Annotated in this window: 23 protein-coding genes and 8 pseudogenes; 18 read left to right on the top strand and 13 right to left on the bottom strand. The window is 37.5% G+C overall.

The genetic code is table 11. The features are described from left to right. Positions 1-90 precede the first annotated feature (90 nt). From SSOP1_RS09185 to SSOP1_RS09175, 4 genes and pseudogenes are all read left to right on the top strand, one after another. Positions 91-768: pseudogene (locus SSOP1_RS09185) on the top strand (cupredoxin domain-containing protein); the annotation flags it as partial. Positions 769-864: 96 nt separating this feature from the next. Further along, positions 865-1,824 carry an IS5-like element ISC1234 family transposase gene (locus tag SSOP1_RS09180; RefSeq protein ID WP_010924011.1) on the top strand — a complete coding sequence of 320 codons (960 nt, stop codon included), beginning with the start codon at positions 865-867 and terminating at the stop codon, positions 1,822-1,824. Between the two features lie 167 nt (positions 1,825-1,991). Continuing rightward, positions 1,992-2,087, top strand: a pseudogene (locus SSOP1_RS16505) (plastocyanin/azurin family copper-binding protein); the annotation flags it as partial. Between the two features lie 3 nt (positions 2,088-2,090). Further along, a complete protein-coding gene (locus SSOP1_RS09175) occupies positions 2,091-2,435 on the top strand; it encodes a hypothetical protein (protein ID WP_009988458.1) in 345 nt (114 codons plus the stop codon). Here SSOP1_RS09175 and SSOP1_RS09170 read toward each other — a convergent pair. Beyond that, positions 2,416-2,658, bottom strand: coding sequence for a hypothetical protein (locus SSOP1_RS09170; RefSeq protein WP_009988456.1), 243 nt, complete (start codon positions 2,656-2,658; stop codon positions 2,416-2,418). The genes SSOP1_RS09175 and SSOP1_RS09170 overlap by 20 nt on opposite strands. 726 nt (positions 2,659-3,384) lie before the next feature. Here SSOP1_RS09170 and SSOP1_RS09165 point away from each other — a divergent pair. Next, positions 3,385-3,984: a DUF2249 domain-containing protein gene (locus SSOP1_RS09165; protein ID WP_009991466.1), complete on the top strand. Its 600-nt coding sequence runs from the start codon at positions 3,385-3,387 to the stop codon at positions 3,982-3,984. 59 nt (positions 3,985-4,043) lie between these two features. Next, positions 4,044-5,234: a metal-dependent hydrolase family protein gene (locus tag SSOP1_RS09160; protein ID WP_009991467.1), complete on the top strand. Its 1,191-nt coding sequence runs from the start codon at positions 4,044-4,046 to the stop codon at positions 5,232-5,234. Here the strand turns inward: SSOP1_RS09160 and SSOP1_RS09155 are convergent, their stop codons facing one another. Together SSOP1_RS09155 and SSOP1_RS09150 are read right to left on the bottom strand one after the other, a co-directional pair. Further along, the gene (locus SSOP1_RS09155; RefSeq protein WP_009991468.1) at positions 5,235-6,422 is read right to left on the bottom strand and encodes an ABC transporter permease; all 1,188 of its coding nucleotides are present in this window, start codon (positions 6,420-6,422) and stop codon (positions 5,235-5,237) included. A gap of 33 nt (positions 6,423-6,455) precedes the next feature. Then, complete coding sequence (locus tag SSOP1_RS09150; protein WP_009991469.1) at positions 6,456-6,989, bottom strand: hypothetical protein; 534 nt, start codon at positions 6,987-6,989, stop codon at positions 6,456-6,458. 242 nt (positions 6,990-7,231) lie between these two features. Between SSOP1_RS09150 and SSOP1_RS09145 the strand changes: the two genes are divergently transcribed. From SSOP1_RS09145 to SSOP1_RS09130, 4 genes are all read left to right on the top strand, one after another. Beyond that, positions 7,232-7,930, top strand: a complete 699-nt coding sequence (locus tag SSOP1_RS09145; protein WP_009991471.1) for a class I SAM-dependent methyltransferase — start codon at positions 7,232-7,234, stop codon at positions 7,928-7,930. A 276-nt stretch (positions 7,931-8,206) separates the two neighbouring features. Continuing rightward, positions 8,207-8,836 (top strand): DUF981 family protein, encoded by a 630-nt coding sequence (locus SSOP1_RS09140; protein WP_010923603.1) that lies wholly within the window; start codon positions 8,207-8,209, stop codon positions 8,834-8,836. A 346-nt stretch (positions 8,837-9,182) separates the two neighbouring features. Next, on the top strand, positions 9,183-11,165 hold the full coding sequence (locus SSOP1_RS09135; protein ID WP_009992015.1) for an acetate--CoA ligase family protein: 1,983 nt from the start codon (positions 9,183-9,185) through the stop codon (positions 11,163-11,165). Positions 11,166-11,220: 55 nt separating this feature from the next. Continuing rightward, positions 11,221-11,751 carry a hypothetical protein gene (locus SSOP1_RS09130; RefSeq protein WP_009992016.1) on the top strand — a complete coding sequence of 177 codons (531 nt, stop codon included), beginning with the start codon at positions 11,221-11,223 and terminating at the stop codon, positions 11,749-11,751. Positions 11,752-11,813: 62 nt separating this feature from the next. Here the strand turns inward: SSOP1_RS09130 and SSOP1_RS16500 are convergent. The 5 genes and pseudogenes from SSOP1_RS16500 to SSOP1_RS09110 form a co-directional block, all read right to left on the bottom strand. After that, positions 11,814-11,978 (bottom strand): annotated as a pseudogene (locus SSOP1_RS16500) (4Fe-4S dicluster domain-containing protein); the annotation flags it as partial. Positions 11,979-12,163: 185 nt separating this feature from the next. Next, complete coding sequence (locus tag SSOP1_RS09125; protein ID WP_063492821.1) at positions 12,164-12,604, bottom strand: hypothetical protein; 441 nt, start codon at positions 12,602-12,604, stop codon at positions 12,164-12,166. Between the two features lie 83 nt (positions 12,605-12,687). After that, a pseudogene (locus SSOP1_RS09120) lies at positions 12,688-13,038 on the bottom strand (transposase); the annotation flags it as partial. A gap of 530 nt (positions 13,039-13,568) precedes the next feature. Then, a complete protein-coding gene (locus tag SSOP1_RS09115; RefSeq protein WP_014511706.1) occupies positions 13,569-13,973 on the bottom strand; it encodes a hypothetical protein in 405 nt (134 codons plus the stop codon). Positions 13,974-14,489: 516 nt separating this feature from the next. Continuing rightward, complete coding sequence (locus tag SSOP1_RS09110; RefSeq protein WP_009989358.1) at positions 14,490-14,711, bottom strand: ORF80 family leucine zipper DNA-binding protein; 222 nt, start codon at positions 14,709-14,711, stop codon at positions 14,490-14,492. Between the two features lie 239 nt (positions 14,712-14,950). Here SSOP1_RS09110 and SSOP1_RS09105 point away from each other — a divergent pair, with 239 nt between their 5' ends. From SSOP1_RS09105 to SSOP1_RS09090, 4 genes and pseudogenes are all read left to right on the top strand, one after another. Further along, positions 14,951-15,910 carry an IS5-like element ISC1234 family transposase gene (locus SSOP1_RS09105; RefSeq protein ID WP_010923598.1) on the top strand — a complete coding sequence of 320 codons (960 nt, stop codon included), beginning with the start codon at positions 14,951-14,953 and terminating at the stop codon, positions 15,908-15,910. 421 nt (positions 15,911-16,331) lie between these two features. Next, the gene (locus tag SSOP1_RS09100; protein ID WP_009992863.1) at positions 16,332-16,559 is read left to right on the top strand and encodes a hypothetical protein; all 228 of its coding nucleotides are present in this window, start codon (positions 16,332-16,334) and stop codon (positions 16,557-16,559) included. Positions 16,560-16,788: 229 nt separating this feature from the next. Continuing rightward, positions 16,789-17,139 (top strand): annotated as a pseudogene (locus SSOP1_RS09095) (transposase); the annotation flags it as partial. Positions 17,140-17,222: 83 nt separating this feature from the next. After that, positions 17,223-17,663 carry a hypothetical protein gene (locus SSOP1_RS09090; RefSeq protein WP_010923596.1) on the top strand — a complete coding sequence of 147 codons (441 nt, stop codon included), beginning with the start codon at positions 17,223-17,225 and terminating at the stop codon, positions 17,661-17,663. A 173-nt stretch (positions 17,664-17,836) separates the two neighbouring features. Here SSOP1_RS09090 and SSOP1_RS16495 read toward each other — a convergent pair. The 3 genes and pseudogenes from SSOP1_RS16495 to SSOP1_RS17120 form a co-directional block, all read right to left on the bottom strand. After that, a pseudogene (locus tag SSOP1_RS16495) lies at positions 17,837-18,296 on the bottom strand (transposase); the annotation flags it as partial. Positions 18,297-18,472: 176 nt separating this feature from the next. Continuing rightward, the gene (locus tag SSOP1_RS09075; RefSeq protein ID WP_048056752.1) at positions 18,473-19,525 is read right to left on the bottom strand and encodes an ISH3-like element ISC1359 family transposase; all 1,053 of its coding nucleotides are present in this window, start codon (positions 19,523-19,525) and stop codon (positions 18,473-18,475) included. Between the two features lie 111 nt (positions 19,526-19,636). Then, a pseudogene (locus SSOP1_RS17120) lies at positions 19,637-19,770 on the bottom strand (IS110 family transposase); the annotation flags it as partial. A gap of 221 nt (positions 19,771-19,991) precedes the next feature. On the opposite strand from SSOP1_RS17120, the gene SSOP1_RS09070 reads away from it, so the two are divergent. The 4 genes and pseudogenes from SSOP1_RS09070 to SSOP1_RS09055 all read left to right on the top strand — a co-directional run bounded on the left by SSOP1_RS09070 (position 19,992) and on the right by SSOP1_RS09055 (position 24,061). Next, the gene (locus SSOP1_RS09070; RefSeq protein ID WP_009988982.1) at positions 19,992-20,261 is read left to right on the top strand and encodes a hypothetical protein; all 270 of its coding nucleotides are present in this window, start codon (positions 19,992-19,994) and stop codon (positions 20,259-20,261) included. Positions 20,262-20,296: 35 nt separating this feature from the next. Beyond that, the gene (locus SSOP1_RS09065; RefSeq protein WP_009988984.1) at positions 20,297-21,139 is read left to right on the top strand and encodes a glycine-rich domain-containing protein; all 843 of its coding nucleotides are present in this window, start codon (positions 20,297-20,299) and stop codon (positions 21,137-21,139) included. After that, positions 21,136-22,284 carry an MFS transporter gene (locus SSOP1_RS09060; RefSeq protein ID WP_014511703.1) on the top strand — a complete coding sequence of 383 codons (1,149 nt, stop codon included), beginning with the start codon at positions 21,136-21,138 and terminating at the stop codon, positions 22,282-22,284. Before SSOP1_RS09065 ends, SSOP1_RS09060 begins: the two co-directional genes overlap by 4 nt. A gap of 630 nt (positions 22,285-22,914) precedes the next feature. Continuing rightward, positions 22,915-24,061 (top strand): annotated as a pseudogene (locus tag SSOP1_RS09055) (IS110 family RNA-guided transposase). Between the two features lie 111 nt (positions 24,062-24,172). Here SSOP1_RS09055 and SSOP1_RS09050 read toward each other — a convergent pair. Both SSOP1_RS09050 and SSOP1_RS09045 read right to left on the bottom strand, forming a co-directional pair. Further along, positions 24,173-25,282: a hypothetical protein gene (locus tag SSOP1_RS09050; protein ID WP_014511702.1), complete on the bottom strand. Its 1,110-nt coding sequence runs from the start codon at positions 25,280-25,282 to the stop codon at positions 24,173-24,175. 31 nt (positions 25,283-25,313) lie between these two features. Further along, the gene (locus tag SSOP1_RS09045) at positions 25,314-26,210 is read right to left on the bottom strand and encodes a hypothetical protein (RefSeq protein ID WP_009992539.1); all 897 of its coding nucleotides are present in this window, start codon (positions 26,208-26,210) and stop codon (positions 25,314-25,316) included. Positions 26,211-26,237 lie beyond the last annotated feature (27 nt).

The following is a 26,237-nucleotide window of genomic DNA, read 5'->3' as shown; positions in this document are numbered from 1 at the left end:
AACTAGTTTTTCTAGTTTTTAAATTAACTTTTTAATTTGTGTGTCACACTAATCAGAAAAATTTTTTAAGCCGTATACTAAATAATACTTATGGAAAGCAAAAAACTCCTATTAATAGGTGTGATAATTGCAGTTGTAGTTGCAAGTGTAGTAGGATATGCTTATTATTATAGTTACTATCTACCGGTACAAAGTTCCGTAACATACTACAACCAACAATTACAGTACATGGGATATTATGCACAAGGAAATTTCGGAATGATGGGTGGAGGGATGATGGGAGGTGGAGGAGCGTATCACATGATGGGTTATTATGGTGGTTATGCTACACTGTATGAGAATACTATAACAATAAGCGAAGCAATATCCATGATGAGAAATGTACCATCATATGTTAAGGTATTTCCTAATAACAATACTTTACTTTTCACTTCTTCAAATATAGTATTAGTAGTCTTAGGAATGGGTCATGAGAGGGCAACTAACTTAACTGGACAGCAACCGCCAGCCTATGCACAGCACGATGTCTTCGTAATCTATGGTTTAATTAACCCAACACTCATAATTCCGAGAGGAGCTACAGTTCAAGTTGTATTCATTAATCTAGATGAGGATATGTTACATAATATTGCAATCACACCAGTTCCGCCGCCTTACCCCTATTATCCGATGATGTACATTAGAATGAATACTGTAGGAATGACACCAATGTTACCATATGTAAACTACAATTCTGGACAAGCATACGAGTTCAGTTTTACGACCACGTGAGAGTGTCCGGAATGTAAAAAATTGAATTTTTATTGGCAAGAATAAATTGGTTTCTAGTATTATCTTGGATTAAATTGGAGTAACACTTAAGTTATGGGAGTAGAGGGTAGTACCATGGCAAGAACATTAAGACACATACCAAACCTGATGTACTACCCTCTTCCCCCAATAGAGGATATGCCGTGGAGGGAAAAATGGTTAACGGAGATCAAGCCCGTGCTGGACACCATGGATTTGGAGAGGGTTCTGGGCGAGGGTGCGCTGGTTTACCTGAAGTTGTTAATCGTCATGGTGCTCTACTCTTGCTCCTATAGGGACGCGGTGAAAATGGTCAACGTGAACGTGGTCGTGGCCTGGTTCGTGGGGAGGAAGGTGGGGAAGAGCACGCTGCACGACTTCGTGGGCAGGTTGTACGGGGTGAGGAAGAAGTTGTTGGAGATTTCCTTCAAGCTTGAGGAGAAGTGCCTACCCAGTTACCTCCCTGCGAGCGCGCATCTCGTGGACTTCATGGCGTGGCTAGTGGACTCCTTCCTACTGGACTTACCTCCTGGGAAGAGGAGCGTGGAGACCTTTCGGGAGAAGGCGGAGCTGGAGAGGAGGGAAGGTAACCTGGAGAGGGCCAGGAAGCTGCTCTCCCTGGGGAGAACCAAGAGGAGGTTCGAGGGAAGGTGGACCAAGAAGAGAGGGGTCTCGCACTACGGGCTCAAGGCAGTGGCCGTGATCTCCGTCTCCCTCTTCGTGAGGTCCATCACGGTGAAGCCAGCCAACTTCTCGGACAAGAGGTTCAAGTCACCGCTCAAGGGGATTAAGATCGCGGACAGGGGATTCTCTCCCTCCCCGACACAGCTCATAGCGCGGGAGAAGCCCTTCACTACCCTGAGGGCCCACGTGGAGTTCTTCGGCACCTACCTGAACGCGTTCTGGAGGCCCTACGGGACCACGACCTGGAGGAACGACGTCTTCCTTCACGTCCTGGGAGTGATCTACAACATCAAGATGTTCCTCGCGATCCAACGGAGGACTCCTCCAGGACGTAGAGCCGTTCAGCTCTGAGACGCGCCTCCTCGCGATCAGGCAACGCTATGCGCGATAGGTAAATCCTCTCGTCTTGATATTTTTCCATTATAAAGTTTTTCTCGGTTATCCGGGTTTCACCCTTCTGGCAATATTAATATTTATCATTCTGTTTATCTATTCGTTCAGATAATTACATTCCGGACACTCTCACGTTCAGCCAGCCAGCTGTATATTATTATGTTTGTGAATATCCAGGACACGCTGAAATGGGAATGTACGGAAAAATAATAGTGGTGTAGAAAATGGAAAATTATCAGATTTTGGGATTAATTGGCTCCTTACTTCTAATTGTTGGAATAGCTATTCCTTTCGCTTTCTACTATCCAGGTTATGGGATGATGGGCGCTAATGGATACGGAATGATGGGTAGAGGAATGATGTTCTTTGGCTTTATGGGATTTTTGGTAATACCTGCGTTTGTTTTGGGTATTGTTGGCTCATTAATTTCAGATAAAACAGTAGCTGGCGTATTATTAATTTTGGCCTCGGTACTTTCGATACCTGCAATGGGATTGATCGGAGTAATATCATTTATCCTATTGTTGATCGCTGGAATCCTAGCACTTACTAGCGGTAAGAAGACTTAATCAAATATATTATCCACTTCTTTTCTTCTTGATTATTTTTATGTATGAGTCTTACTATAATGTCAACCTTTTTCTGAATTTTTAACCTTGCAAGTACTCTAATTGGATCAACCTCTGAAATTATTACTATACCTTCACTCTCTCTTATCTCGTCAATCTTCCTTTCAATTATCTCGTAATGGGGGAGTTCTAAAACTCTAGTGTCAATTATATACCTTATCATCACAAGAAATTACCTCTTCTTCATAATATAAAATGAAGACCTAACATATAAGTTGATACAAAAATAAGGGGGTTGAAGGATGAACGGGTTCTTCCGCGACTTTGGTAAAGCCTAAGGGCTGAGGATTGATGTTAAATATCGTGAAATCTTATGAGAGAGTGGACAATAATTTCATTTATTTGAAACTTAGTTAAAAATCACCTAATACCAATCTAGCTGCTTTGTGGATCTCTTCAATTTTTATCTGAGTTAACGTGGAGTTTATTTTTAAATCAAGGCTTGATTTCGGATTTAAGAAAAATTGATGAGCTTAACATCTTAGAAAATCGAAGTATTCAACAAAGCACAATCTAGCCAACTGCTTTAATTGGACAACAAAAATTTTTGGAGACAGTTAAAAAATTACAGCATCTTCTTTTTTCCAGCATCTGAATCATCTGTTGAATTGAAGATAAACGGATACTTTATGTGATTTTATACTAAACTAACAAAACTGTTATCAACACTTATCCCTTATCGATAAAGGAATTTAGAGAACTCTACTGAAATGCGATCCTTTACTTAAACTTACACCAAATACGCCTTTATCCTTAACTTTAAATGCCTTCTATCACTTGATAACATACCTCTGAATCTATTCGCAGTTATGAGAAGGTATTCTAAAAACGTAGTAACCCTAATACTTTAGTGCACCATTTTTTATAACATAAGATAATACACTATCCCATGGAATTAGATCTGAGACCCATACAACCAGAATATAGACATAAGTTAGTGTTAGAAAGCTTCAGTAAGTTAAAAGAAGGAGAGGAACTAACAGTAATAGCTGACCACTATCCATCTCATTTAATACAACTATTATCCGGCTATATTGAGAAGTATAAGGTTGAAGAAACTGCGAATGGTGATTTCGTCTTAAAGCTTACAAAAAAGAAGGGAAGTACTAATAAAGCGATAATTTCGCATATCTCTGAATTTAGAAAGACTGGAGACGTCTTTACTCCAATTCCGGTGCTTAGGAAAGATGAATATGGTGTTATTCTAGTCTTTTTTAAGCCTGGACAATATATCCCAATACATGCACCAGATTCAGATCTGATCTTTTACGTATTACAAGGTCAAGGAAAAGTTAGCGTAGACAATAGGGAATATGAAGTGCATGAGGGTTCGATCGTAATAGTACCTAGAGGTATTAAGAGAGGAGTCAAAGCTGATACTTATATGGAGGCCATTCACATAGTTGTACCAAGTCCCTCACCAGAAGATCACGAAAAGGTAATGAAAGCAGCTATGAATGGTATTGCAGAAGTCGATCTAAGACACTAGATAAACTATATCTTTTTTTATGTAATGACTTTTATACTTTCATCTCTTATTTTAACAAGATGATAACTCTCGTAGGGAAAATATTCGACGGAGAAAAAATTATTGAACAAGGTACTGTAGTTATAGAGAATGATAAAATCGAAAGAGTTAGTGAAGGAATTGATATCCCGCAAGGAAGTGAAGTAATTCAAGCTAATTTCATAATGCCTGGTTTAGTTGATGCCCATTTGCATTTCTTCGGAGTTGAAGAGGATAACGTCCTTTCCTGGAATATAGTAAACGAAATTGATGTAGCAATAAGGAGTACTAGAGACATGGAGAGACTGCTACGTTCCGGGTTCACTCTAGTTAGGGATTTAGGAAGTAAGGTTGCTGTAAGGCTAGATTACCTTCAGAGAAGGGGAGAGATATTGGGACCGACCGTCATTGCCTCTGGATACTCTTTAGCAATCACTGGCGGTAATGATGATCCAAAGGATTTGCCAATAGATATTGCGCAGAGGCTCTCATATTCATTTTACTGTGATTCTCCTTATGAGTGTAGAAAAGCTGTGAGAATGGCAATTAGACAAGGGGCTAGGGTAATAAAAGTTTACGCGTCTGGAGCCTTTTCCCAAGGTGGAAAAATTCTGCCTGGATTTGCATTGGATGAGCTCAAGGCTATAGTTGACGAATCTCACAGATTTGGTTTAAAAGTCGCATCTCATGCCTATGGAAAAGAGGCAATTATGAACTCCATTCTAGCTGGTGTGGATACAATAGAACACGGTTTAGGGTTAGACGATGAGACTGCAAGTATGATTAAAGAGAGGGGAATTTGCTATATTCCAACATTAGCTACTTATGAAGTACCATTTGAGGTAAGGGATCCTGAGGTTAGGATTTACAGAGAAGAGCTTGTCAAGAGACATTTTAGTGAGGACATTAGGATTGCTGTTTCCCACGGGGTGAAAATAGCTACCGGTACGGATTATGTGGGATCTAAGAAAAGACCTCATGGACAGAATTATAGAGAGTCCGTTCTCCTATCTAGATATATGAGTAATTTAGAAGTACTAAGAGCATCAACATCAATAGCTTCAGAATGTCTTGGTGTCAAGGTGGGTTACATAAGGGAAGGATATAAGGCTGACTTAATAGTATTAAAGGATGACCCCACTAGAGATATTGAGAACTTGAAACCTAATAATGTCTCATATGTCATTAAAGATGGTAAGTTGTATACTGGTTATGGATTATACCAAGAATAACTAATCTTTTCTTACCGCTTCTATAACGGTCAATTTCGATGCTTTCCACGCCGGATATATCCCAGCTATAATGCTTGTCACTAGGGCTATTAGGATTGATATTGCGACATCGGACATTGAGAGAAACGGACGTATGACCACAATTAGATTTGAACCATTACTGGATCCTGCATTAAATGGTATACCATTTATGTCCATTATATACGTTCCCATTATAGTTAACGTTAACCCCACTATCCCACCTATTACTCCCACAATTAACGCTTCTAATAGGAAGACTAATAAGACTTGCCTAGTGGTTAATCCTACAGTTTTCATTATTCCTATTTCCCTAGTCCTCTGATAGACTCTAGCTAGGGTTATTCCCATTATTCCAACAGCACCAACAAATAATGAGATAGACCCTATTAATATTACTAGGAACGAGAAGCTGGTTATTATAACTTGAACAGAGGATATTGCTTGTTGTATTGTGGTTACTGTTAATGAATTGCCGTAAATATAGTTTAACAGAGTGGTAATTGTATTAACTTCACTTATACTACTACCTTGCAATACTACTAGAAAATAGCCGGGAGGATTTATCAATGCCTTAGCCTCACCTAATGGAATGAAAATAACATCGGAAGTGTCACCTATTACAACAGACTGGGTTGGGCGCAAAATTCCATATACTGTTAATGGTAAAGCATTTCCATTAGAGAGTTTTAGAATTATAGTGGAACCAGGCTGAACGGTTACGTTTGGTATAGGATGGGCTATATCATGCCCTATTACTGCGTATGGTACTGTCACTGGAGGATATACCGTACCGTTCTCAAGTTCTACTTTTCCTAGCAATGACGATATATTATCCACACCTACTACTAAAACATTAATAACCCTCCCCCCTATTTGAACTACTCCATGGGCTTCAATCACTGGATATACTGCATCTATCCCGGGCAATGAACTCATGAGTGATACGTCCGTAGGAGATACATAACCTATCTCGTTAAAAACGTAAATGTTTGTAGGATTAAGTTGAAAAAGTGTAGAAATTACTGACCGTTCTACTCCTTGACTAAAAGCCTCGATAAAGGAAACACTTGTAATACCGATCATGATAGCTATTATAGATATTATGGCTAAAGTTTTCCTTGCCATTAAACCTTTATAAGCAAGCCATAAAATATCTACACCATTCATAAAGCATTTAAAGTCTATGACATTAAAAGTCTATCAATTTGAGATGGTGATAGTTCTTAATGATTTGTATCTTTGCGGTTCCTTACAGAACTCCCTATTAGTTAATCCGAATTCTATGGCTTTCTCCTTTCCCATTTTTCTAAATATTTCAGCTCCTTTATAATATACCTTGAAGTAATATTTTGGTACTGAAAACCAGTATTCATCTCCCCTATAACCCATAATCTCCTCGTCAATCCATGTGGCGAAACCCTCAACAAATTGGAAATACCTTAATAGTTTCCCCTTTCCTATTCCGAAAGCTAAAGGAATAGCCTCAATTAACATGTGGAGATAAGGGAACTTAGGTTTACAGATCTTATCTTGAACGAAATGAGCTAATTCGTGTATTAATGTTCTCTCCAACGCATCTTCATCATTATCAAAGTAGCCTATTATCACTACATCGTATCTATAGGATCCATAAAAGGGAATACTGGTCTCGATTACGAGCGGAGTTGGAAAGGAAAATCCGAGAAATCGCTCTAATTTACTTTTAGCTCTATCTATTATTTCAGTATTCCCCATATGTAAATGTTAGTAACGATAATTATTAAATTTTATGCCAAATTGTTGAGAATTATTGTGGAAAAACTTTAATTTAGTAAATTAGTAGATATGTTTTAACTGAATCTCTATACTTTAAACACAATCAGTTCATCCCAGATAATCTAATACGTAATAATGAAAATAAAACTCTGTAGTCAAATAAACTCAACTTTAATATAACCGAAAAAATTTAATAGGTTCTTTTTTTAATAACCAGTGAAATGACCAATAAAGCCATTAAGGCGACAAACGAAGAACTGCAACAAGTTTACAACGATATACCGAAAGCTTATGATAGGGCTAATAGGTTTATTTCCTTTAATCAAGATGTGAAATGGAGGGCAGATCTCGTTAAGACCATACTGAAGTACTGTAAGAGACCAAAGCTAATCTTAGACGTCGCAAGTGGAAAAGGCGAACTCTCATATACGTTTAAGAAAATTTACAAAGATAACTCTAATTACGAGATTATACTATCGGATTATGCTGAAAACATGCTTAAAATGGCGCTAATCAAAGACGATAAGGTACTTTGCTCATTTGATGCACTGCCGTTTAGAGAAAAGACATTCGATATTGTAATGAGTAGCTTTGCCTTACACGCATCTGACAATATAGAGGATGTAATAAGGGAGATCACCAGAGTTTCAAGAAAAATTGTGGGATTTATAGCTATGGGGAAACCTGACAGTTGGGTAAGGAGGATTTACTTGAGTATATATCTAAAGTATATTATGCCATACATAGCAGTCTTAGGAGGAGCTAAGGCGAGGGATTTCAAATATATTTATTATATTTACGAGAGAGTCCCCACCAATTCTCAACATAAAAGGATTTTCGAAAAATATATTGACATCAAAGTATATGAGGAAAGGGCGTTAAATTTATTCTATTTCGTAGTGGGATTTCCTAAGGAGTAGATTTTGCAAGAATAGAGGTGGCTAGAGAGCTATTCGGGTCTCCTTTGTGAATTGTAATTTGTAAATAATGCGGTTGTAAAAATGTTAATATTGGCAATCGTGTTTCTCTGCTAATTAGTCGTCTTCGTTTAGTTAATTTCGTAACAACCTTTGAAATAAAGTGAATTCGCAATGGATAACTGAATCTACCTCGTGTGTAAAAATTTTAACTTTTGTTTATGTTTAGACATATCATCTATATATATTTACCATGATAAGTATATATTTGGTGATTAAATGGTTTTCATTGATAACTTGGGTTTAATGTTATTTATATTACCGTTAGTATCAGTGTTAATAGCTTATACTACAGTTCAAGCTTTCATAGGATTTAGAAAGACTGGTTATGAGGCAATAAAGAGAAGTCTTGATGACTCAATACTTCCGGCTGCAATTCTTGGTACGATAATTATAATACTGAGCTTATGGGGGGAATTCTCTTGGACTTTACCAGGGAGCTATAACATATTGTTTTATGACGTGTACTTATTGCTGGGCATTACGATCCTTTCCTATTCAGTTACCGTATACATGGGAAAGAGATTACAGAGTACTGGAATTTTCGCCTTATTCGTAGGCTTAATAACTATATACTATGGTGCTTCAGGCTATAACTTGGGACTAACTAAAGAACCGTTAGCACTATTAGCCCTATACACTACTTATGGAATAGCTGGTATTCTAGGATACCCAGTAACCTTAGCGTTGGACAGACTTAGAGATCAACAAGGAGTTAAGGATCCAAAGCTAGAAGGATGGATGTACGCATTCTTCATACTATTCTGGATATTTGTTATAATTGCAGGGATTATAGGTGCGTTCATTGCAGTTGAGACTATCCCAGCTCATCTTGCACATCCTCCATAAAAGATAATATTTTTTCTTTCCTATTTTTACCCTTTTTACTTGAGAGATAGTTATAACAAGTGAATCGCTTCAATTCAACAAATACAAGTATTGATAACAGTTTTGTTTATTTAGCATAAATTGTATAAAGTATCCGTTTATCTTCAACTCAACATATGATTTAGATGTTGATAAGGAGAAGATGTTACGATTTTTAAACCCTTTTTCAGAAACTTTGCTACACAATTGAAGCATTTGACGAAAGAGGTTTAGAGGAATTTAAACTAAATTTCAAATGCATGAAATTGTTCCCTACACTTGCAAATACTAAAAAGATATATAAGAAAAGAGGTGATAAAGGGATAGTATGGACGAATTAAACTACTTGTTTAAGCCTAGGAGCATTGCAGTTGTTGGTGCCTCAAGGCATAAGGAGAAAGTTGGAAACGTTATATTTAGAAATTTGCTCTCTACATTTCAAGGTAAATTATATCCAATTAATACCAAAGCGGAAGACGTTGAGGGAGTAAAGGCTTACAAAAGCGTAAAGGAAATCCCTGATGATATTGATTTAGGCGTAATTGCTGTTCCCAGAGAAGTTGTTCCTCAAACAATGGAAGAATTTGTAGAAAAAGGAGTGAAAGCTTCCATAGTAATTACTGCCGGATTTAGGGAAGTTGGCGAGGAAAAATTGGAAAACGAGGTAATAAGTATCGCACGAAAAGGAGGGATTAGGGTTTTAGGACCAAACACCTTTGGAATTATTACACCGGAATTTAATGCGACCTTTACTTACACCGACGTAAAGAGAGGAAATGTAGGTTTAGTGGTTCAAAGCGGTGGGCTAGGAGTTTATATGTTGAACTGGGCTCAGAAGTATCGGATAGGGATAAGCTATATGGTGAGTTTAGGCAATCAAGCTGATGTGAAGGAATATGAAGTCATCAATTACCTATCAAAGGACGCTGAGACTAGAGCAATATTCGTTTATTTAGAAGGGGTATCAGATGGAAATGCTTTCCTTGAAGAACTACCCGAGGCTACTAGAAGAAAACCTGTGGTCTTTTTGAAAGGAGGAGTCAGTAGTAGCGGAGCTTCGGCTGCTAAAACACATACTGGCAGTTTAGCTGGATCATTTGAGGTGTTTAAAGCAGCTGTTAATACAATAGGTGGGATCTTAGTGGATAACCTTCACGACATGTTAAACTTGGCTAAGATATTAATGTACTCTGAACCGATAAGTGAGGAACTCTTAGTTATAACTAACTCTGGTGGACATGGTGTACTAGTTTCTGATGAGATAGACAAAAATGGGCTTAGACTGGTGGAAATCCCAGAATGGATGAAGAAAGAACTAACTAAAATACTCCCACCTACATCCCTTCCTAAAAATCCCCTTGATCTAACTGGAGACGCCGATAGGGAGAGATATCACAATGCGTTGAAAATCGTTAGCAGTCTAGATTGTACTAAATTGGTGATAGTACAGTCCTTACCCATGGTAAGTTGTAGTGACGTTGCTAGGGTTATATCCAATTTCAAAGGGAAAGGAGTGATTGGCGTAACCATGGGCTTAGATGAGGATATGGCATTAAAAATATTGGAAACGACCGGAATTCCAGGATATACTTTTCCAGAGGATGCTGTAAAAGCGATTAAATATTACACTTCTAGACCAACACCCAGAAAGAAAATAAGGACTGTACAGCCGATCGAGGCTGCTTTAGAATTAGTTAAGGGGAAAAAGACTCTCAAGGATTTTGAAGCTCTGAAACTTATGGAAATTTACGGGATTAGGACTCCGAAATGGGGATTAGCCAATAACGAGAATGAGGCACAAAACGTTGCAGATAGTATAGGTTATCCGGTAGTGATGAAGATATCTCCAGATACCCCACTACATAAAACTGAACTTAAGGGAGTAGTAGTTAACGTTGAGAAAGAGGACGTTAAGAAAGTTTATAGCGAATTGTCAAAGATAACTAGCAGAGTACTAATCCAACAGCAATTAAACGGACTGGAAGTATTTATAGGAGGTTTGAAAGATCCAGTATTTGGTCATGTAATATTAATAGGCAGTGGTGGAATTTACGTTGAAGTGCTTAAGAACGTAGCTTATGCTCTTTCACCAGTATACGAGGATGAGGCACAAGAGTTATTAGTTGAGAGCAAGATTCACGATATGTTGAATGCAAGAAAGAGAGGATATGATGAGAGCTCAATAATAAGGGCAATTACTAGAGTATCAAGAATGATAGTTGATTTGAACGTAAAGGAAATGGATATCAATCCTCTGTTCGTCAACGAGAACGGTGCCTTTGCTGTAGATGTGAGAATCGTATTAGAGTAATTTTCATAAAAACCTTTTAACAAGAGTTTATTTTGACAAAAACGAGTAGATAAATATGAATGGTAGATTCTTACTCCAAGGGAATGTAATTAGCTTTATCGCCTCAATAATCATACTATATGGGCTAATTCTACTTCTAGAAAATGGTATCTACTTTGCCTTGTCCAAAACATTCTTAATCCTAATTACGTTCGTGTGGATTTTGGCAATCCCATCTTATCTTAGCTATCGAAGAAGCGGGTTAAGAAAACAATGGATCTTGAACTATTTTGCAATTCCTGCGATAGTAATAACGCTTATAGGGATGATCTTAGCTTATATGGGAAATTTCCTGGGGATAGAAGTTATAGTGTTAGGGTATATATTTGAACCTATTGCTGGAATATCGATTTATTTAAATACGTTAAGCTTTTCCAAAATCTACTCCTCGTTATTCTTTTGGGGTGCACTATTATTTACCATCGGATTGCCTCTATATCTAACTAACTTGGGAATAGTTGCGGTAATAGGGGATGTAATAAAAATAGTTGGAATAGTAGGATTGATAAATATAGGTAGAAAGACGTATCTAACTAAACCTAATTGATAACTAGAGAATAAATTAAAAAGAAAAAGATTTTCTATTACTGCTATTTTCTTATGTCGGAATTACGGTGGTTTCACATCTATTGCAGCTACTGGACAAACGTTAACACATGCCATACAGAATATGCAAGCTTGCTCATTGAACGGATCAGCTTTCTTTTCAGATACTGGATTTCCCGGAGTATCAAACCATCTGAAAACGTTTACTGGACATGCAGTTATACACGAGACGTTGTCCGATTTGAGCAAAATTAAAAACCATTATAATTACAACATCTCAGATTATACTATTCTTCATTATATTCAAGTATAAAAAATAATATAATATGTATTAATAAGGGGAAATACAGATAATTGTACAATTTTGCAATAAAATTTGCCATAACAACAAGTAAACACGTAAACGAACCTCGTTAATTAACGAGTACCTTCGTCCTAATCCTCGTCGAAAGAATTTCGAGATCACGATAGAGGTTAAGGAAGAATACCTCCATAACCACTCCCCTTAAGGTTGTAGACGAAGCCTTACCTTCCCTAATCTCAACACCACTACCCTCAACCGGAAGTCCAGCACTACCAACACCCTTAACTAAGACGTCCTCCCTAAAAATCCAAGCCCTATCAGCCATTAACTTAACGTTATCAAATGAAAAGGCTAGATCACTCAAATTAGCCAATCCAACCTTGAAGTCCCTAACGAAATTAGTCCTCCTTTCCACAAGATTACAGACCTTAAACCCGAAGTAGGACTTACCGTGCTTCCTACCCCAACCCTTATACTTCCTAAAGGCTGTGAAGCTCTTGAGCTTGGAAGTAGTATAACCCATGAGGAGAAAAACGTCATTGAACCCCATCTCCTTAAGGTCAAGTGAGATCTTCTCAAGACCGTTTTGAAGACTCCTCTTTCCTGGGTAGGCTTCACGGAAGAATGTGTCAATTATGTGGTAGTCCTCGAACCTATCGTTTTTTCTCTCCCAACTTCAAGTTCAAAGCCCTTTTCCCTATACTCGCTGATCGCCTTGTCCAAAGCCTTGTTTAACTCATCCATCAGTGTTGTTCTCATCGTCTCGCCCTCTTGAATAACTGTTTGTTGTAGTTTCTTGTAGAAGGAGAATACTGTGCTCTTTGGTGGAATTTTCCCGCCCAAGAAGTCCATAAACATCTTACTGTCCCTAATTTCTCCCTCCAAGTTATTCCAAGAGATGTCGAAAATGAGCTTGATTAGGAGGAGTTTGAGGAGTGAGATGACGTTCCACTTAGGCTTCTTGGAGTAAAGGGACTTAAGCTTACTCCTAAACGTTTCTCAAGGGAAGGATTTATCTACCTTGAGCAAGAGGTCCTTTTCAGTTGAAATTGCCTTTACCATAATATTATCTCATCCTAATTTCTTATTAATATTACTCATGAATTGCCATTTTAATCAACTTGGATAACGTCTCGTTCAATCCACATTTTTTAGGAAAATCGATAAAACATTTTTTATTCATATACCAATCATAAATTTCAAGAGCACTATTAACGGTAGGTCCTTCATGAGTTTTTTCATACCTTTCCCTAACTCTTTCTTCAATATCTTTTCTATTAGCAGTTAATCTGAATAAAAATATTTTAAATCCCTTCTGTCTTAGCAGTTCAATCCACTCATTAGGCTTAGAAGTAGCTCCATCTCCCCATGCTAGTTCTATAATTATACACTTTGGATCTCTTGATATAATATTCTTTTAGTTAATTTCGGAATAATGAATTTGTGGTGTACGGAAAATACTAATTTGGATAAAGAGAGCCAACCAATTAAAAATTGAATAACTATGATATTGGTCAAAGAAATAGGATGACAGTTAATATTATCCCTATTACAGAAATTATCATGCCGATTATAACTCTTTTTGTTTCTAACTTGTGGGGATTGTTGAAGAAGTCGAAACTAATACCAGAGTACATGAAACCTAAAATAGCAAAAAATGCTATAGTACTTAGGGTGATCCCGAATAGGACGTATAGTGGCACGATCTGGTGATAGAAGTATTTATATATTAAAAATCCAAAGATACCTAATAACGTATTTATACCATACCATCCTAAAGCTACTATTCTTAAGTTTCTCTGGTAATTTTCCTGCATTAGTTTAAAATATATTGGTACAAAAACTATTGTACCACTTATATAATTAATCAACGATTGTAAAACCAACCAATAATAGAAGGTTGGGTCGTCAATAAACACTACGAACACCTCTAACAACTACTACCCGTATCCGCGTAATAACTTGCTATGACAATCAATCCTATAATATTAACTTTAAACTTTTTCCCCATTTTCCTCAATTAGATTTATCTTAAACACCTTTTTTTTTCCTTTACTCTTGATCAATGTAAAAAGTTCTAGTAGGTAAGAACGTAATAGCATATTCAAAATTCAAGAGTTCATACTCGTCATTTCGTTGTATCTAAACAATTTTTTAGGAAAGGTGGATAGCTAAATTGCGCTTATTCTTAACATTTACTGACGCTAACCTTCCCTAGCTATGTAGGCGGTCTATTTATGAGGAATTAGTGCCGCGGCCGGGATTTGAACCCAGGTCACGGGCTCGAGAGAGCTGTTTTGTTTTCTCAGAAACGTTTTGGAAACTCGTCAAGTTTTCCGGTTTACTTGTTTATAATAATGCAAAAAATGAGTAATGTAAAATGGAATTTCAAGTTCTAGTTGAAAGGAAAGAGGGTTTCTCCGTTAACTCCCCGGTTAACGTAAAATCTCATCTCTGTTTTTTAAACAATATTCCCTGAACTTTTTCCCTCCATATTTTTGCCACTTTCTATAGATTAACCCCCTATTATACAGTCTGGTCAGGTAAACTAGTAGCTCTTCTCTTGGTATTCCAGTCTTTTCCTCTAAACGCTCTAAAGTAGCACATCCATGAGATAATATTATCAATATTTTCTCAGTATTTTGAAGTTTTTGCACAATTATTTTATCGTAAAAATCTCATTAATAAACCTTAGGTAGGATTAACAGAACTGTACATATCCTTAAACGCAATCAAAAATTCTTTTGCTTAACCCCTCCCCTCAAGATTAACATATTTGTTAATCCTGTTTACTTTCACGTGAGAGTGTCCGGAATGTAAAAAATTGAATTTTTATTGACAAGAATAAATTGATTTTTAGCATTATCTTGGATTAAATTGGAGTAACACTTAAGTTATGGGAGTAGAGGGTAGTACCATGGCAAGAACATTAAGACACATACCAAACTTGATGTACTACCCTCTTCCCCCAATAGAGGATATGCCGTGGAGGGAAAAATGGTTAACGGAGATCAAGCCCGTGCTGGACGCTATGGATTTGGAGAGGGTTCTTGGCGAGGGCGCGCTGGTTTACCTGAAGTTGTTAATCGTCATGGTGCTCTACTCCTGCTCCTATAGGGACGCGGTGAAAATGGTCAACGTGAACGTGGTCGTGGCCTGGTTCGTGGGGAGGAAGGTGGGGAAGAGCACGCTGCACGACTTCGTGGGCAGGTTGTACGGGGTGAGGAAGAAGTTGTTGGAGATTTCCTTCAAGCTTGAGGAGAAGTGCCTACCCAGTTACCTCCCTGCGAGCGCGCATCTCGTGGACTTCATGGCGTGGCTAGTGGACTCCTTCCTACTGGACTTACCTCCTGGGAAGAGGAGCGTGGAGACCTTTCGGGAGAAGGCGGAGCTGGAGAGGAGGGAAGGTAACCTGGAGAGGGCCAGGAAGCTGCTCTCCCTGGGGAGAACCAAGAGGAGGTTCGAGGGAAGGTGGACCAAGAAGAGAGGGGTCTCGCACTACGGGCTCAAGGCAGTGGCCGTGATCTCCGTCTCCCTCTTCGTGAGGTCCATCACGGTGAAGCCGGCCAACTTCTCGGACAAGAGGTTCAAGTCACCGCTCAAGGGGATTAAGATCACGGACAGGGGATTCTCTCCCTCCCCGACACAGCTCATAGCGCGGGAGAAGCCCTTCACTACCCTGAGGGTCCACGTGGAGTTCTTCGGCACCTACCTGAACGCGTTCTGGAGGCCCTACGGGACCACGACCTGGAGGAACGACGTCTTCCTTCACGTCCTGGGAGTGATCTACAACATCAAGATGTTCCTCGCGATCCAACGGAGGACTCCTCCAGGACGTAGAGCCGTTCAGCTCTGAGACGCGCCTCCTCGCGATCAGGCAACGCTATGCGCGATAGGTAAATCCTCTCGTCTTGATATTTTTCCATTATAAAGTTTTTCTCGGTGATCCAGGTCCTATCCTTCTGGCAATATTAATATTTATCATTCTGTTTATCTATTCGTTCAGATAATTACATTCCGGACACTCTCACGTGGGAGCCAGCTCTTTCACCGAAAATTTTTGGGATCCAGACAGGATTAAAGTTATTAGTTATAAAGCGCAAAGAAGTACATAGCGGGGTCAGTTCGTAACATGTTCATCAGGATTCAGCCCGCCAGTCGCTCATCATTTGACCCCGCTATGTACCATATTGTACTTTAACATATATAAATTTTGTGGTAATTTGCGGTACATTAAAGTTTTTATATTAAAGTACAATAAAGTATATTGAGGTAAGATGCCAAGACCTGGTTACAAATCTGTTTATTTCCCAGATGAGGAACTGTGGAAGAAGATAGTTGATGAAGCTGAGAAAAGGAAAGTAAGCGTTTATGAAGTGCTAAAAGACGCTTTTGAGTGTTACATGAAGGAAAAAGAAGGAAATAAAATAAGTTTAGAGGAAGTCAACAAAGAACTTCAAGAGTTAAAGAAGAGAGTTGAGGAGTTAGAAAAGAAGGTTAAATAGAATTTTTTCTCAGTAAACTGGGGAGTTATTTCAAATTCTTTTTCTTCTCTTGTTCGCTCTTTCACCAATGAAAGCCTCGCGACGTTATCCAAGTTGATTAAAATGGCAATTCATGAGTAATATTAATAAGAAATTAGGATGAGATAATATTATGGTAAAGGCAATTTCAACTGAAAAGGACCTCTTACTCAAGGTAGATAAATCCTTCCCTTGAGAAACGTTTAGGAGTAAGCTTAAGTCCCTTTACTCCAAGAAGCCCAAGTGGAACGTCATCTCACTCCTCAAAGTCCTCCTAATCAAGCTCATTTTCGACATCTCTTGGAATAACTTGGAGGGAGAAATTAGGGACAGTAAGAGGTTTATGGACTTCTTGGGCGGGAAAATTCCACCAAAGAGCACAGTATTCTCCTTCTACAAGAAACTCCAACAAACAGTTATTCAAGAGGGCGAGACGATGAGAACAACACTGATGGATGAGTTAAACAAGGCTTTGGACAAGGCGATCAGCGAGTATAGGGAAAAGGGCTTTGAACTTGAAGTTGGGAGAGAAAAAACGATAGGTTCGAGGACTACCACATAATTGACACATTCTTCCGTGAAGCCTACCCAGGAAAGAGGAGTCTTCAAAACGGTCTTGAGAAGATCTCACTTGACCTTAAGGAGATGGGGTTCAATGACGTTTTTCTCCTCATGGGTTATACTACTTCCAAGCTCAAGAGCTTCACAGCCTTTAGGAAGTATAAGGGTTGGGGTAGGAAGCACGGTAAGTCCTACTTCGGGTTTAAGGTCTGTAACCTTGTGGAAAGGAGGACTAATTTCGTTAGGGGCTTCAAGGTTGGATTGGCTAATTTGAGGGATCTAGCCTTTTCATTTGATAACGTTAAGTTAATGGCCGATAGGGCTTGGATTTTTAGGGAGGACGTCTTAGTTAAGGGTGTTGGTAGTGCTGGACTTCCGGTTGAGGGTAGTGGTGTTGAGATTAGGGAAGGTAAGGCTTCGTCTACAACCTTAAGGGGAGTGGTTATGGAGGTATTCTTCCTTAACCTCTATCGTGATCTCGAAATTCTTTCGACGAGGATTAGGACGAAGGTACTCGTTAATTAACGAGGTTCGTTTACGTGTTTACTTGTTGTTATGATAAATTTTATTGCAAAATTGTACAATTATCTGTATTTTCCCTTATTAATACATATTATATTATTTTTTATACTTGAATATAATGAAGAATAGTATAATCTGAGATGTTGTAATTATAATGGTTTTTAATTTTGCTCAAATCGGACAACGTCTCGTGTTTGAAGTAGTGTCCTCGCTAGGACTTGAATCTCACGTAGTACTGTACCAGTGTATTCCAGTTGATACAGTTTTACGTCAGAGAAGTCTCCCTTAGAGAACTTCTCCAATCTCTCCTCGCTCAACTTCTCCTCGTCGCTCACGAGGAAGAGAGCTCTCCTTAACCTGTTCTCTTGTTTCGTTTGCACATCCTTCATGAAGAGGTAGAGTGATACTAACTCTTTCAAGGGGTTGTTAACGTATTCTCTAGCATTATTTACCATGTTTTCAAGTTTTTCTGCGTCGTAAAAATCTGTTTTCTTTCCCCTTATGTCCTTTTCTTTCCATAGCAAGGCTGACTAGTAGGACTTTCACTCCTCTTTCTTTGAAGTATTGGCAAGGTCTCGTTGAGTATACTCCGGTGGGTTCTATCACGATGATGTTTGACTTCAGTATGGGAATCTCATTTTTCTGATATAAATGATAATATATGTAAGATTGAACCGCACCAGTTTTATTCAAATATAACTGCATATATTTTATGAAAATGACAGTTAATAAGTCAGTTTTCAATAGCAGAATATAAATATATAGAATTAATTTCACGTAGCTGGAAGGAGGTGCATAGGGTTAGCTGGAGTCTAGGGGAATGACGTCTTCACTTCACGGAACGCGCGTTCTTGTTCCACTCTTACCTCCCGATCGAGGAGATTCGAGAGGGAGACCGAGAACTCCCACAACTTTACCTTCCTCCAAGAACGGATCAGGAACCAGACATTCAAGAGAAGATAGGAAAGCAGAACGAGAACCAGTTCCTTCCTCACGTCACAAGTCCTAGTCCTGATCCTGAACTCCTCAAGAGAGCGAAAAACATTCTCAATCCCCCACCTCTCCCTATACATCTCGGCAAGGACTATGGCATCATAAAGATCCATCTCCCTCCTCACGAGGAAGGCAATAATCTTGTCGTCTTCCTTCCTCAGGATAATGAGATAAGCTCCGCTCCCATGTCTCACGCAGAGAAATCCAGTATATCTAACTCCGCCAAAACTCACATCCACATCTTGCAACATCCCCTTGTACTTCTTGTACATCTGGGCCTTGGCAGATATGACGAAGTCCAAGCCCAACTCCAAGAGGTATCTAATCACTTCGTTCACCGCGAACTCCCTGTCCGCGAAGACCATGACGAGCCTCAGCTTGTCCTCCTCCAACTCCTTCACGATTACCTCCATCACCGCCTTGAAACCTTCAGCTACGTTCTTCACGGTCACTGGGATCACGTCCAAGAAGCTCCTCGTCCTCCCCAGGAGGAAGATCGCAGCTTGAACCAGTCCCCACGACGTCCCCTTAGTTGGCTTTATCCTACTCAAGAAACTCTTGTCAGCGTGGTATTGAGGTATGGCATGGAAGTCCACTGCTACCCTCCTGTTCCTGACTCCCCTTAACGTCATCCTTCCCATTTTCTTCAACGCATCCCTCACGTCCTCAACTTGAACCGCGTTCAACTTTCTCAACGCTCTTCTCCCATCTTTTCCCAACCTGCTTAGGTAGCTCCCACTCGCCTTAAGCAAGGCACTGAGGAGTTCCTCAGGGAAAAGTATTTTAGTGAGGATCGAGTAAATTATCTTGAGGGCGGACCTGGCGAAGTCCCGGTTGAACTTCGCCGGTTTAGTTGTATTCTCATGCTTCATATGTTCAAGTTCGCCCTCGTATATACAAACTTTTCTACAGAAATTCTCATCCTCTCGATTTTGTCTGTATTTCATTCATCTCATTTTTTACGCAAAAAATGAGATTCCCATACTGACGTCTATTCCAATTACCCCTACCCTTGTGTCACACCTATATTCGTGAATATTTTCACAATGTTCAGTCCGACTGTAGGGGTTGTCACGCCTCTTACCGAAGACTTCGCTTCAGTCAAAGGCTCGACCATACTCCCAGCTGAGGAGTATTACTCTCCCTGGCTAATAAAACCTATATAGGTTCTCTCGTTTAAATACTCCTTGGGTTTGAGGTTGGGTGCCAAGAGGATGGTTAGACTGATAAAAAGTATTAGTTAGTCTTTGGGTGAGATTAAGAAACTGTTTAAGAGAAGGAAAAAGATGTAAAATGCTATTCTAAAAAGTTTCAATGTATTATGATAGTTAAAAAAAAATGCCTAGCAAAGCTATATTTAGAGGGAAAATGAGTAAAGTCGAAGAATATAAAATAATAGAACACATACCGGCAAATAGTAGAACAAGATCAATAGCTAGGGATGCATATAAAGAGACTAGGGAACTATATATAAAGATTTTTGGAAATATTGATACTAGCATATGGCCAGAAACTCCAATGACATGTGGGGATTCGTATAGCGGTGCATTTGTGGATTATGACGAAAAGAAATATCCAGAAGAAGAGTATAAAGATCCATTTGAATAATTTTTTGAGAAATATTTTTTTCTAGAGGTGATTTTGTGAGTATTATTAATGATGAGAAATTACGTAAATATGTTCCAGAAGAAAGATTAGATAAAGTAAAAGAGAGGCTAGAAATTTTAGACACATATGATCTATCATATATTACATCAAATTTCATATGGAAAGGACGCAGATTTTCTCCAGAACAAGTTTGGCCTATAAAAATTTATTATGGGAAAGCGGATAGAGAATTAGCTGAAAAGATTGAAAAAGAATTTAGGCGATTTGTAGCATTAACGATTGTTTTCCCTAAAAGGTTATTTACTGCAAGTGGCGCTGTGGATCTATATTGGCACTTTCTTATTCTTCATACAAAGGAATACGAAAAATTTAGCAAAAGTGTTTGGGGAATACCTAGATATGATAATGTTTTATTAAAGAAATTATTAAATAATGATGATAATAGTTTCAGATTAAGATTTAATTTAAAACCTGATAATGTAAACGAAATAACTATATTACCTAAAAAGGCTTTAGAATCGTTGGATGATAAGACTTTAGATCGAGTACTCATGCTTGAAAGATTAGACCTATCACCTATATCAGAAAATTTACTTCATACTATTGATGAGTTTAAATTTGTGCCGGAACAAAGATTTCCATTAATAGCACATTTTGGTAAACTAGATAATAATATAGTAAAAAGAATAGAGTTAGAATTTAAAAAATGGATGGCTCTAAATATAGCATATGGTGGAAAGGAATTGAATTATGCAGCACCAAGTGGTGTAGTAGACATGTATTTCCATCTGTTTATTCTTCATACTATATTATATAAACAGTTTTGCGAAATATTTTTTGGAAAATTCATACATCATCCATTGGGTGAACTTTTCTGAAAGATAAAATTATTTTTTCTGTAAATATTATAAGATTTTCATCATTAACCGCAATATGGACTTATACTGGTATAGCTCTTTATGATTTTTATCACTTATCATCATTATTAGTCATTATATATTATTCTCTTGGTTATCCTATATTAGTAATATCCTATATTTTAGCTGGTTATCTAGCTGACAGTATAGGAACAAAAAATACTATTGTAGTCTCATTATTTTTAACGTCTATAGTATTATTTTTAGGCTTCTTTTTAACTAATGGTGTATGCGGAATAATAATATTAAGTATTCAGGCATTTCTTAATTCGCTATACATTACTTCATCTTCTACAGCTACTGGTAATTTGAGTTCTCCCTCTGTAAAAGATCTTTTATTATCTTTTTCTAGATTTAGAGCAGGGATAAATTTAGGTTGGGTCATCGGACCTATAATAGGTGGTTTATTATATTACTATCTTGGATGGAATTTTATTCTTCTTTTAGGTAGTTTAGGAAATTTAATTTCTATACCTATAGTTTATAAATTAGATAATAGAAAAAGCGTTAATAACGTAGTTAATAGAAAATACTTCATTAAACCATCTAAATATTTAATGGAGATTATTCTAGTTCAATTCATATTTGCGTTTGTAGCTTCACAAATACTCTTTGGCTTTACGGTTTATTCTACTAATATTCTTAAAATTCCTAGTTTATTAATAGGTTATTTTATTTCCTTAAATAGTTTATTAAGTGCTTTATTTCAAGAACCCATAGGAAGATATATGATAAAATTAAATTTGAAGTACATGTATATTTTAGGTTCATTTGTCTTTTCTATGTCGTATTTAAGTATTTTCTATCTTGGAAATATAATTGGATTGACACTATTTATAATATTTATATCATTAGGTGAAATTATTTTAAATCCAATAATTTTATCAATTTCTTATATAGTATCATATAAATATCATAGTAAAGAAATAGGTATGGCAATGGGATTTACTAGGATGGCAGAAGGACTTGGAAGAGCCTTTTCTACTTCAGTTACAGCTTATCTGTTTTCTATTCATGACTATGAGGTAAGCTTTACTCTACTTTCTTTAATAGGTATAATAGGTCTTATTGTAAATAGAGTTGTTTATACTTCATTAGAAAACTAGATACCGACGTAGTGGACGATTTAGGTCTCCTTTGTGAATTGTAATTTATGAATAAGATGGATCTAATAAAGTAAACAGCTGAGCGTGGATCTTCACTTAGTCAGTGCAATGTTATTTAATTAAATTCATTACGGTTCTTTAAATAAGCTGAATTCGCAAAGGATACGTGAATGACCCAACGTAGTTCTAATTATGATATTTATTTATATAGTCTTTTTCTTAGTAGATGCGAAGAGAATTAGCTTTTGTCAATACAAAATATAGCCAGTTAAATCCTTAACTCAGCAATTCCTAGCATTCCCTCAGTTAATAGTCCTTTTTACTTCTTTACAACTCCTACGGGGAATTCACGCAAAACTAGAGAACTAGTAAAACCAAGTATTACAAGAGAAAAACAAATAAGCAAGGAAGGAGAAAAACAACATAAGCCCAGTCGCAACATGGGGATAAAAACCCCAGATAATAGGCTGGCTGTGAAGCCCCTAGAACGATCTAACAAGAGGGGACAAAACCCCGAGTAGGAGTGCGCAAGTAAATTTTTCTAGGGGCTGAAGGTAGTTAATATTATGCGAGAAAAACGTGGTATTATGATAGTAAAGAATATCTCGCATACACGAGCAATATTCTATCATGGAAAGTGAGATTAAGACAAGGGGTTTCGCAATAGACGTTTCAAGGGACAAGTTGACGGTAGCGAAAGCTGAACTTGTAATAACGCAAGAGAAAAGGGAAGTAGAGGTCAACGAGGTGAGGGAATTCAAGTACGACAACGAGGGAATAGAAGAACTAATCAAATTCCTTGGCGAATATAAGGAAGGGATAATGGAGTCAACCGGACCGTACTTCTTCTACCTACACGAAGAACTAACAGAAAAGGGATATAAGGTAACATTAATAAATCCCTTACACTTGAAGGAAGTATTCGGAAAGAAGACCGACAAGCTAGACGCGCAAAGACTGGCAAAAGCCTTCATCCTGGGAGCAGTTAAGGGGTCATACATACCGACCGGGGAAATAAGGGAATTGAGGGAGTTAACGAGGTATAGGGAGAGCTTGATGAGGAAGATAACACAAGTAAAGAACGAGATAAGGAAGTTTCTAGAAATGGCGGGATACAAGATAGAGCCCTTTGATAAGAGGGGAATGGCGTTGCTGGAGAAGTTAAGTAGGGGAGAAGGGCTGAGCAAGGAGGAAAGGGACGAGTTGAAGGAGAAGTTAGGGAGAAGTTTGAATGATGCTGAGAAGCTAGCTTTGAAGCAGCTGGTAGACTTACTGAAGAGCTTGGAGGCTATGGTTAAGGAAGTTGAGGACATGATAATTTCTAAGATTCCTCAGCCTGTGGTCGAGTTGAGCCGGGAGTTGGTTTGATTAGTGCTGCAACCATTTACGCTGAGTTCGGTGATGTTTCTCGTTTTTCCAGTTCTAAGGCTAGGGCTTATGCTGGTTTTGCTCCCAGGACTAAGCAGAGTGGTGGGAGCGAGTCTCACTCTGGTATGATTAGGGGTAATAAGTATTTGCGTAGGGCTTTTTTCTTGGTTGCTAGGGTTGCTAGGAAGTCTGAACGTTTTAAGGAGTATTACGATAGGCTTGTCTCCAGGTGGAAGAGTGCTACTAAACTTGTGCTCTTGGTGGGAAGCTTGCTTGTATTTGTTATCACGTTATAAAGGATGGTGTTTACAAGGGCGATGTTAAGAAGAGTTTTAGGGCACCTAGGGGGAAGGACGTTAACGTTCAAGATGTTGATGTGGGTGATGTGCTGGACTCGTTGTCCCAGTAGGTTTGTTAGAGGCGGAGCATGTAGTGCCTATTAAGAAAAAGACTATAACAACACTTATGAATCTCTGAGTATTTAACTCAATAGTGACGCAGTTAGTTTATTTTTAGCTAACTATTGGACATCTATTTTGCTTAACAGCAGAGGTAACCATGAAAATAAATCTATTATAGAGAATAGGCTAAGAGATAAAACGTTAATTAGGGGGAAGGATAAGGAAACATAACCATCAGCGATCAAGGACGATATATCAGTTAAAGTAATTAAAACGCCACTCTCTACTACTGGGAATTTAGACTTAGAAACTATCTTGCCTATTGCCACTGGCCACACTAACGAGTTACCTACTTGAGATAATATTCCGTAAATTATGAGAAGATAGAGGAACGGAGTTAAAGGAAAGAGAAATTCAGTAATAACTGCTAGAAAAGTGCCTAATGCTAAGGATAATTTTATTTTATTTTTAGGGAAATAAATGGGAACTAGAGAACTTGCAATATTAGCTAAGATAAAGGATATGCTAAACCAACCAGCATTAATCTTGTTGAAAATTAAAGGTTCAATTATTCCTCCTACAGACGCTAATGACATACTAAATACAAATGATATAAGGAGAGGTAGAGGAACCAAGAAGAGAGACTCTTTCACTTTCCCTAGACTTGGCTTCTTAACTTCTGTTTTCTCTACGTTTAGAGTGAAAACTAACGGAATTGAAGACAACCAAAATATAGAAGCTATTATAAGTATATCTGCTAAGTTATAGAAGAAAAGTATGATGGCTGATATTGTGCTTCCTATTGTATAACCGATAAATTTAGAGGATATGAAAAAGTTGGCGCTTTTATATCTAGAACTAAATGTAGGTTCAGAATATGAAAAGTAAACCGCATTAAGAAATAGAATTAGGGAAGATGCTATACCGTAAAATGCACCTAAAATAAATGCTAGTTTAAAATTGATGGGTATCTTTAAATATAGAAGTATATAGAATAAACTTTGGAAGGAGAACGCTACAATTATATTCAGTTTAATAAAATTTTTTAATATTTGAGCTATGAAAGGTGCTAAAAATGCTCTTAACGCTACTGCAATAGTGAAAAGTATGAAAGCCAGTTCAGCATCACCATATATTCTTTCGAAATATACTGGAATGTAAAATTGTTGTGATGAAGCAATTGAGACTAAGACCAATAAAAAATAAATTTCTCTTTCAGTTCTTTTCATTTTTTGTATCACCAAATTAGTTTACAGTACTTTAATCTAAAATCTTTCCTTTTTCAATGAAATATACTATTCTGCTAAGAGCAATCAATCCCCACAATTTTTGCCTTAACGAGGTTTTAGTAATCCCTATAGTATTTAAATACTCTTGATAATATTTATATAATTTTATAGTACCTTTCAAATACTTTATATCTTTTGTAGCAGCAAACACAGTGAACTCTTTAGATGAGGCTAGCATTGGAATAACTTGAAGTGAATCCAAGTACTCTGGAATATTAGGTTTATTACCTATGAATTCAAACATAGGGACAAAATATTTATCATCATAATATTTAATTTTCTCTAATATGTCTGGATATTTACTATAATTAATATTTATTAAAGAAAGCCCTTTTAGTGCTCCCATACCCATTTCCACATCTATTTCACTTTTTATTCCACCTTGTCTCTCTATCTCCTCTAGTTTATTTAGCATTATTTCCGTAGATCTTTTAACAATTTTGAGATCTTGCGTTATATATGATAATTTAGCTAAGGCCAATAAGTCCTCTCCCCAATATTCATCTAATTTAAATATCGTATCGGATACGCTTGTAAGGATTGACTTGTCTTTAGTAATATCATATACTTTTAACTGAAAGAGAGATGAATGTAATGTTTTTCTCTTTGATAACAATTCGTTAACTAGCTCATACGACTTATTATTTCCAGTAACAAAATATGAATCTATGAGAGACCATATATATAAATTATAATCTCTATCTTCTAGGCCAAGAGCGTTTACATCAAGTATATCTTTATTCAGTGACCGTATAAGATCTATAGTTATGGTCGAATCTATTTTTTCCTTTTGTATTTCTTCTTTAACTTGTCTCTTTAAATCAAGATCTTTATCGAGTATAGGATTTAAATCTAGTTCAACCCACATTTTCACTCAAGTAAGTATATAGTACTA

It is taken from the genome of Saccharolobus solfataricus, from assembly GCF_900079115.1.
In the GTDB taxonomy this organism is placed as follows: domain Archaea; phylum Thermoproteota; class Thermoprotei_A; order Sulfolobales; family Sulfolobaceae; genus Saccharolobus; species Saccharolobus solfataricus.
Note: the sequence above shows the minus strand (reverse complement) of the source record. Positions and strands in the feature narration are given on the sequence as shown.

What these genes read in the sequence shown, in the direction of transcription:
- SSOP1_RS09180 (WP_010924011.1), top strand. Translation starts at nt 865, where the DNA reads ATGGGAGTAGAGGGTAGTACCATGGCAAGAACATTAAGACACATACCA.
- SSOP1_RS09175 (WP_009988458.1), top strand. Translation starts at nt 2,091, where the DNA reads ATGGAAAATTATCAGATTTTGGGATTAATTGGCTCCTTACTTCTAATT.
- SSOP1_RS09170 (WP_009988456.1), bottom strand. Translation starts at nt 2,658, where the DNA reads ATGATAAGGTATATAATTGACACTAGAGTTTTAGAACTCCCCCATTAC.
- SSOP1_RS09165 (WP_009991466.1), top strand. Translation starts at nt 3,385, where the DNA reads ATGGAATTAGATCTGAGACCCATACAACCAGAATATAGACATAAGTTA.
- SSOP1_RS09160 (WP_009991467.1), top strand. Translation starts at nt 4,044, where the DNA reads ATGATAACTCTCGTAGGGAAAATATTCGACGGAGAAAAAATTATTGAA.
- SSOP1_RS09155 (WP_009991468.1), bottom strand. Translation starts at nt 6,422, where the DNA reads ATGAATGGTGTAGATATTTTATGGCTTGCTTATAAAGGTTTAATGGCA.
- SSOP1_RS09150 (WP_009991469.1), bottom strand. Translation starts at nt 6,989, where the DNA reads ATGGGGAATACTGAAATAATAGATAGAGCTAAAAGTAAATTAGAGCGA.
- SSOP1_RS09145 (WP_009991471.1), top strand. Translation starts at nt 7,232, where the DNA reads ATGACCAATAAAGCCATTAAGGCGACAAACGAAGAACTGCAACAAGTT.
- SSOP1_RS09140 (WP_010923603.1), top strand. Translation starts at nt 8,207, where the DNA reads ATGGTTTTCATTGATAACTTGGGTTTAATGTTATTTATATTACCGTTA.
- SSOP1_RS09135 (WP_009992015.1), top strand. Translation starts at nt 9,183, where the DNA reads ATGGACGAATTAAACTACTTGTTTAAGCCTAGGAGCATTGCAGTTGTT.
- SSOP1_RS09130 (WP_009992016.1), top strand. Translation starts at nt 11,221, where the DNA reads ATGAATGGTAGATTCTTACTCCAAGGGAATGTAATTAGCTTTATCGCC.
- SSOP1_RS09125 (WP_063492821.1), bottom strand. Translation starts at nt 12,604, where the DNA reads ATGGGGTTCAATGACGTTTTTCTCCTCATGGGTTATACTACTTCCAAG.
- SSOP1_RS09105 (WP_010923598.1), top strand. Translation starts at nt 14,951, where the DNA reads ATGGGAGTAGAGGGTAGTACCATGGCAAGAACATTAAGACACATACCA.
- SSOP1_RS09100 (WP_009992863.1), top strand. Translation starts at nt 16,332, where the DNA reads ATGCCAAGACCTGGTTACAAATCTGTTTATTTCCCAGATGAGGAACTG.
- SSOP1_RS09090 (WP_010923596.1), top strand. Translation starts at nt 17,223, where the DNA reads ATGGGGTTCAATGACGTTTTTCTCCTCATGGGTTATACTACTTCCAAG.
- SSOP1_RS09075 (WP_048056752.1), bottom strand. Translation starts at nt 19,525, where the DNA reads ATGAAGCATGAGAATACAACTAAACCGGCGAAGTTCAACCGGGACTTC.
- SSOP1_RS09070 (WP_009988982.1), top strand. Translation starts at nt 19,992, where the DNA reads ATGCCTAGCAAAGCTATATTTAGAGGGAAAATGAGTAAAGTCGAAGAA.
- SSOP1_RS09050 (WP_014511702.1), bottom strand. Translation starts at nt 25,282, where the DNA reads ATGAAAAGAACTGAAAGAGAAATTTATTTTTTATTGGTCTTAGTCTCA.
- SSOP1_RS09045 (WP_009992539.1), bottom strand. Translation starts at nt 26,210, where the DNA reads ATGTGGGTTGAACTAGATTTAAATCCTATACTCGATAAAGATCTTGAT.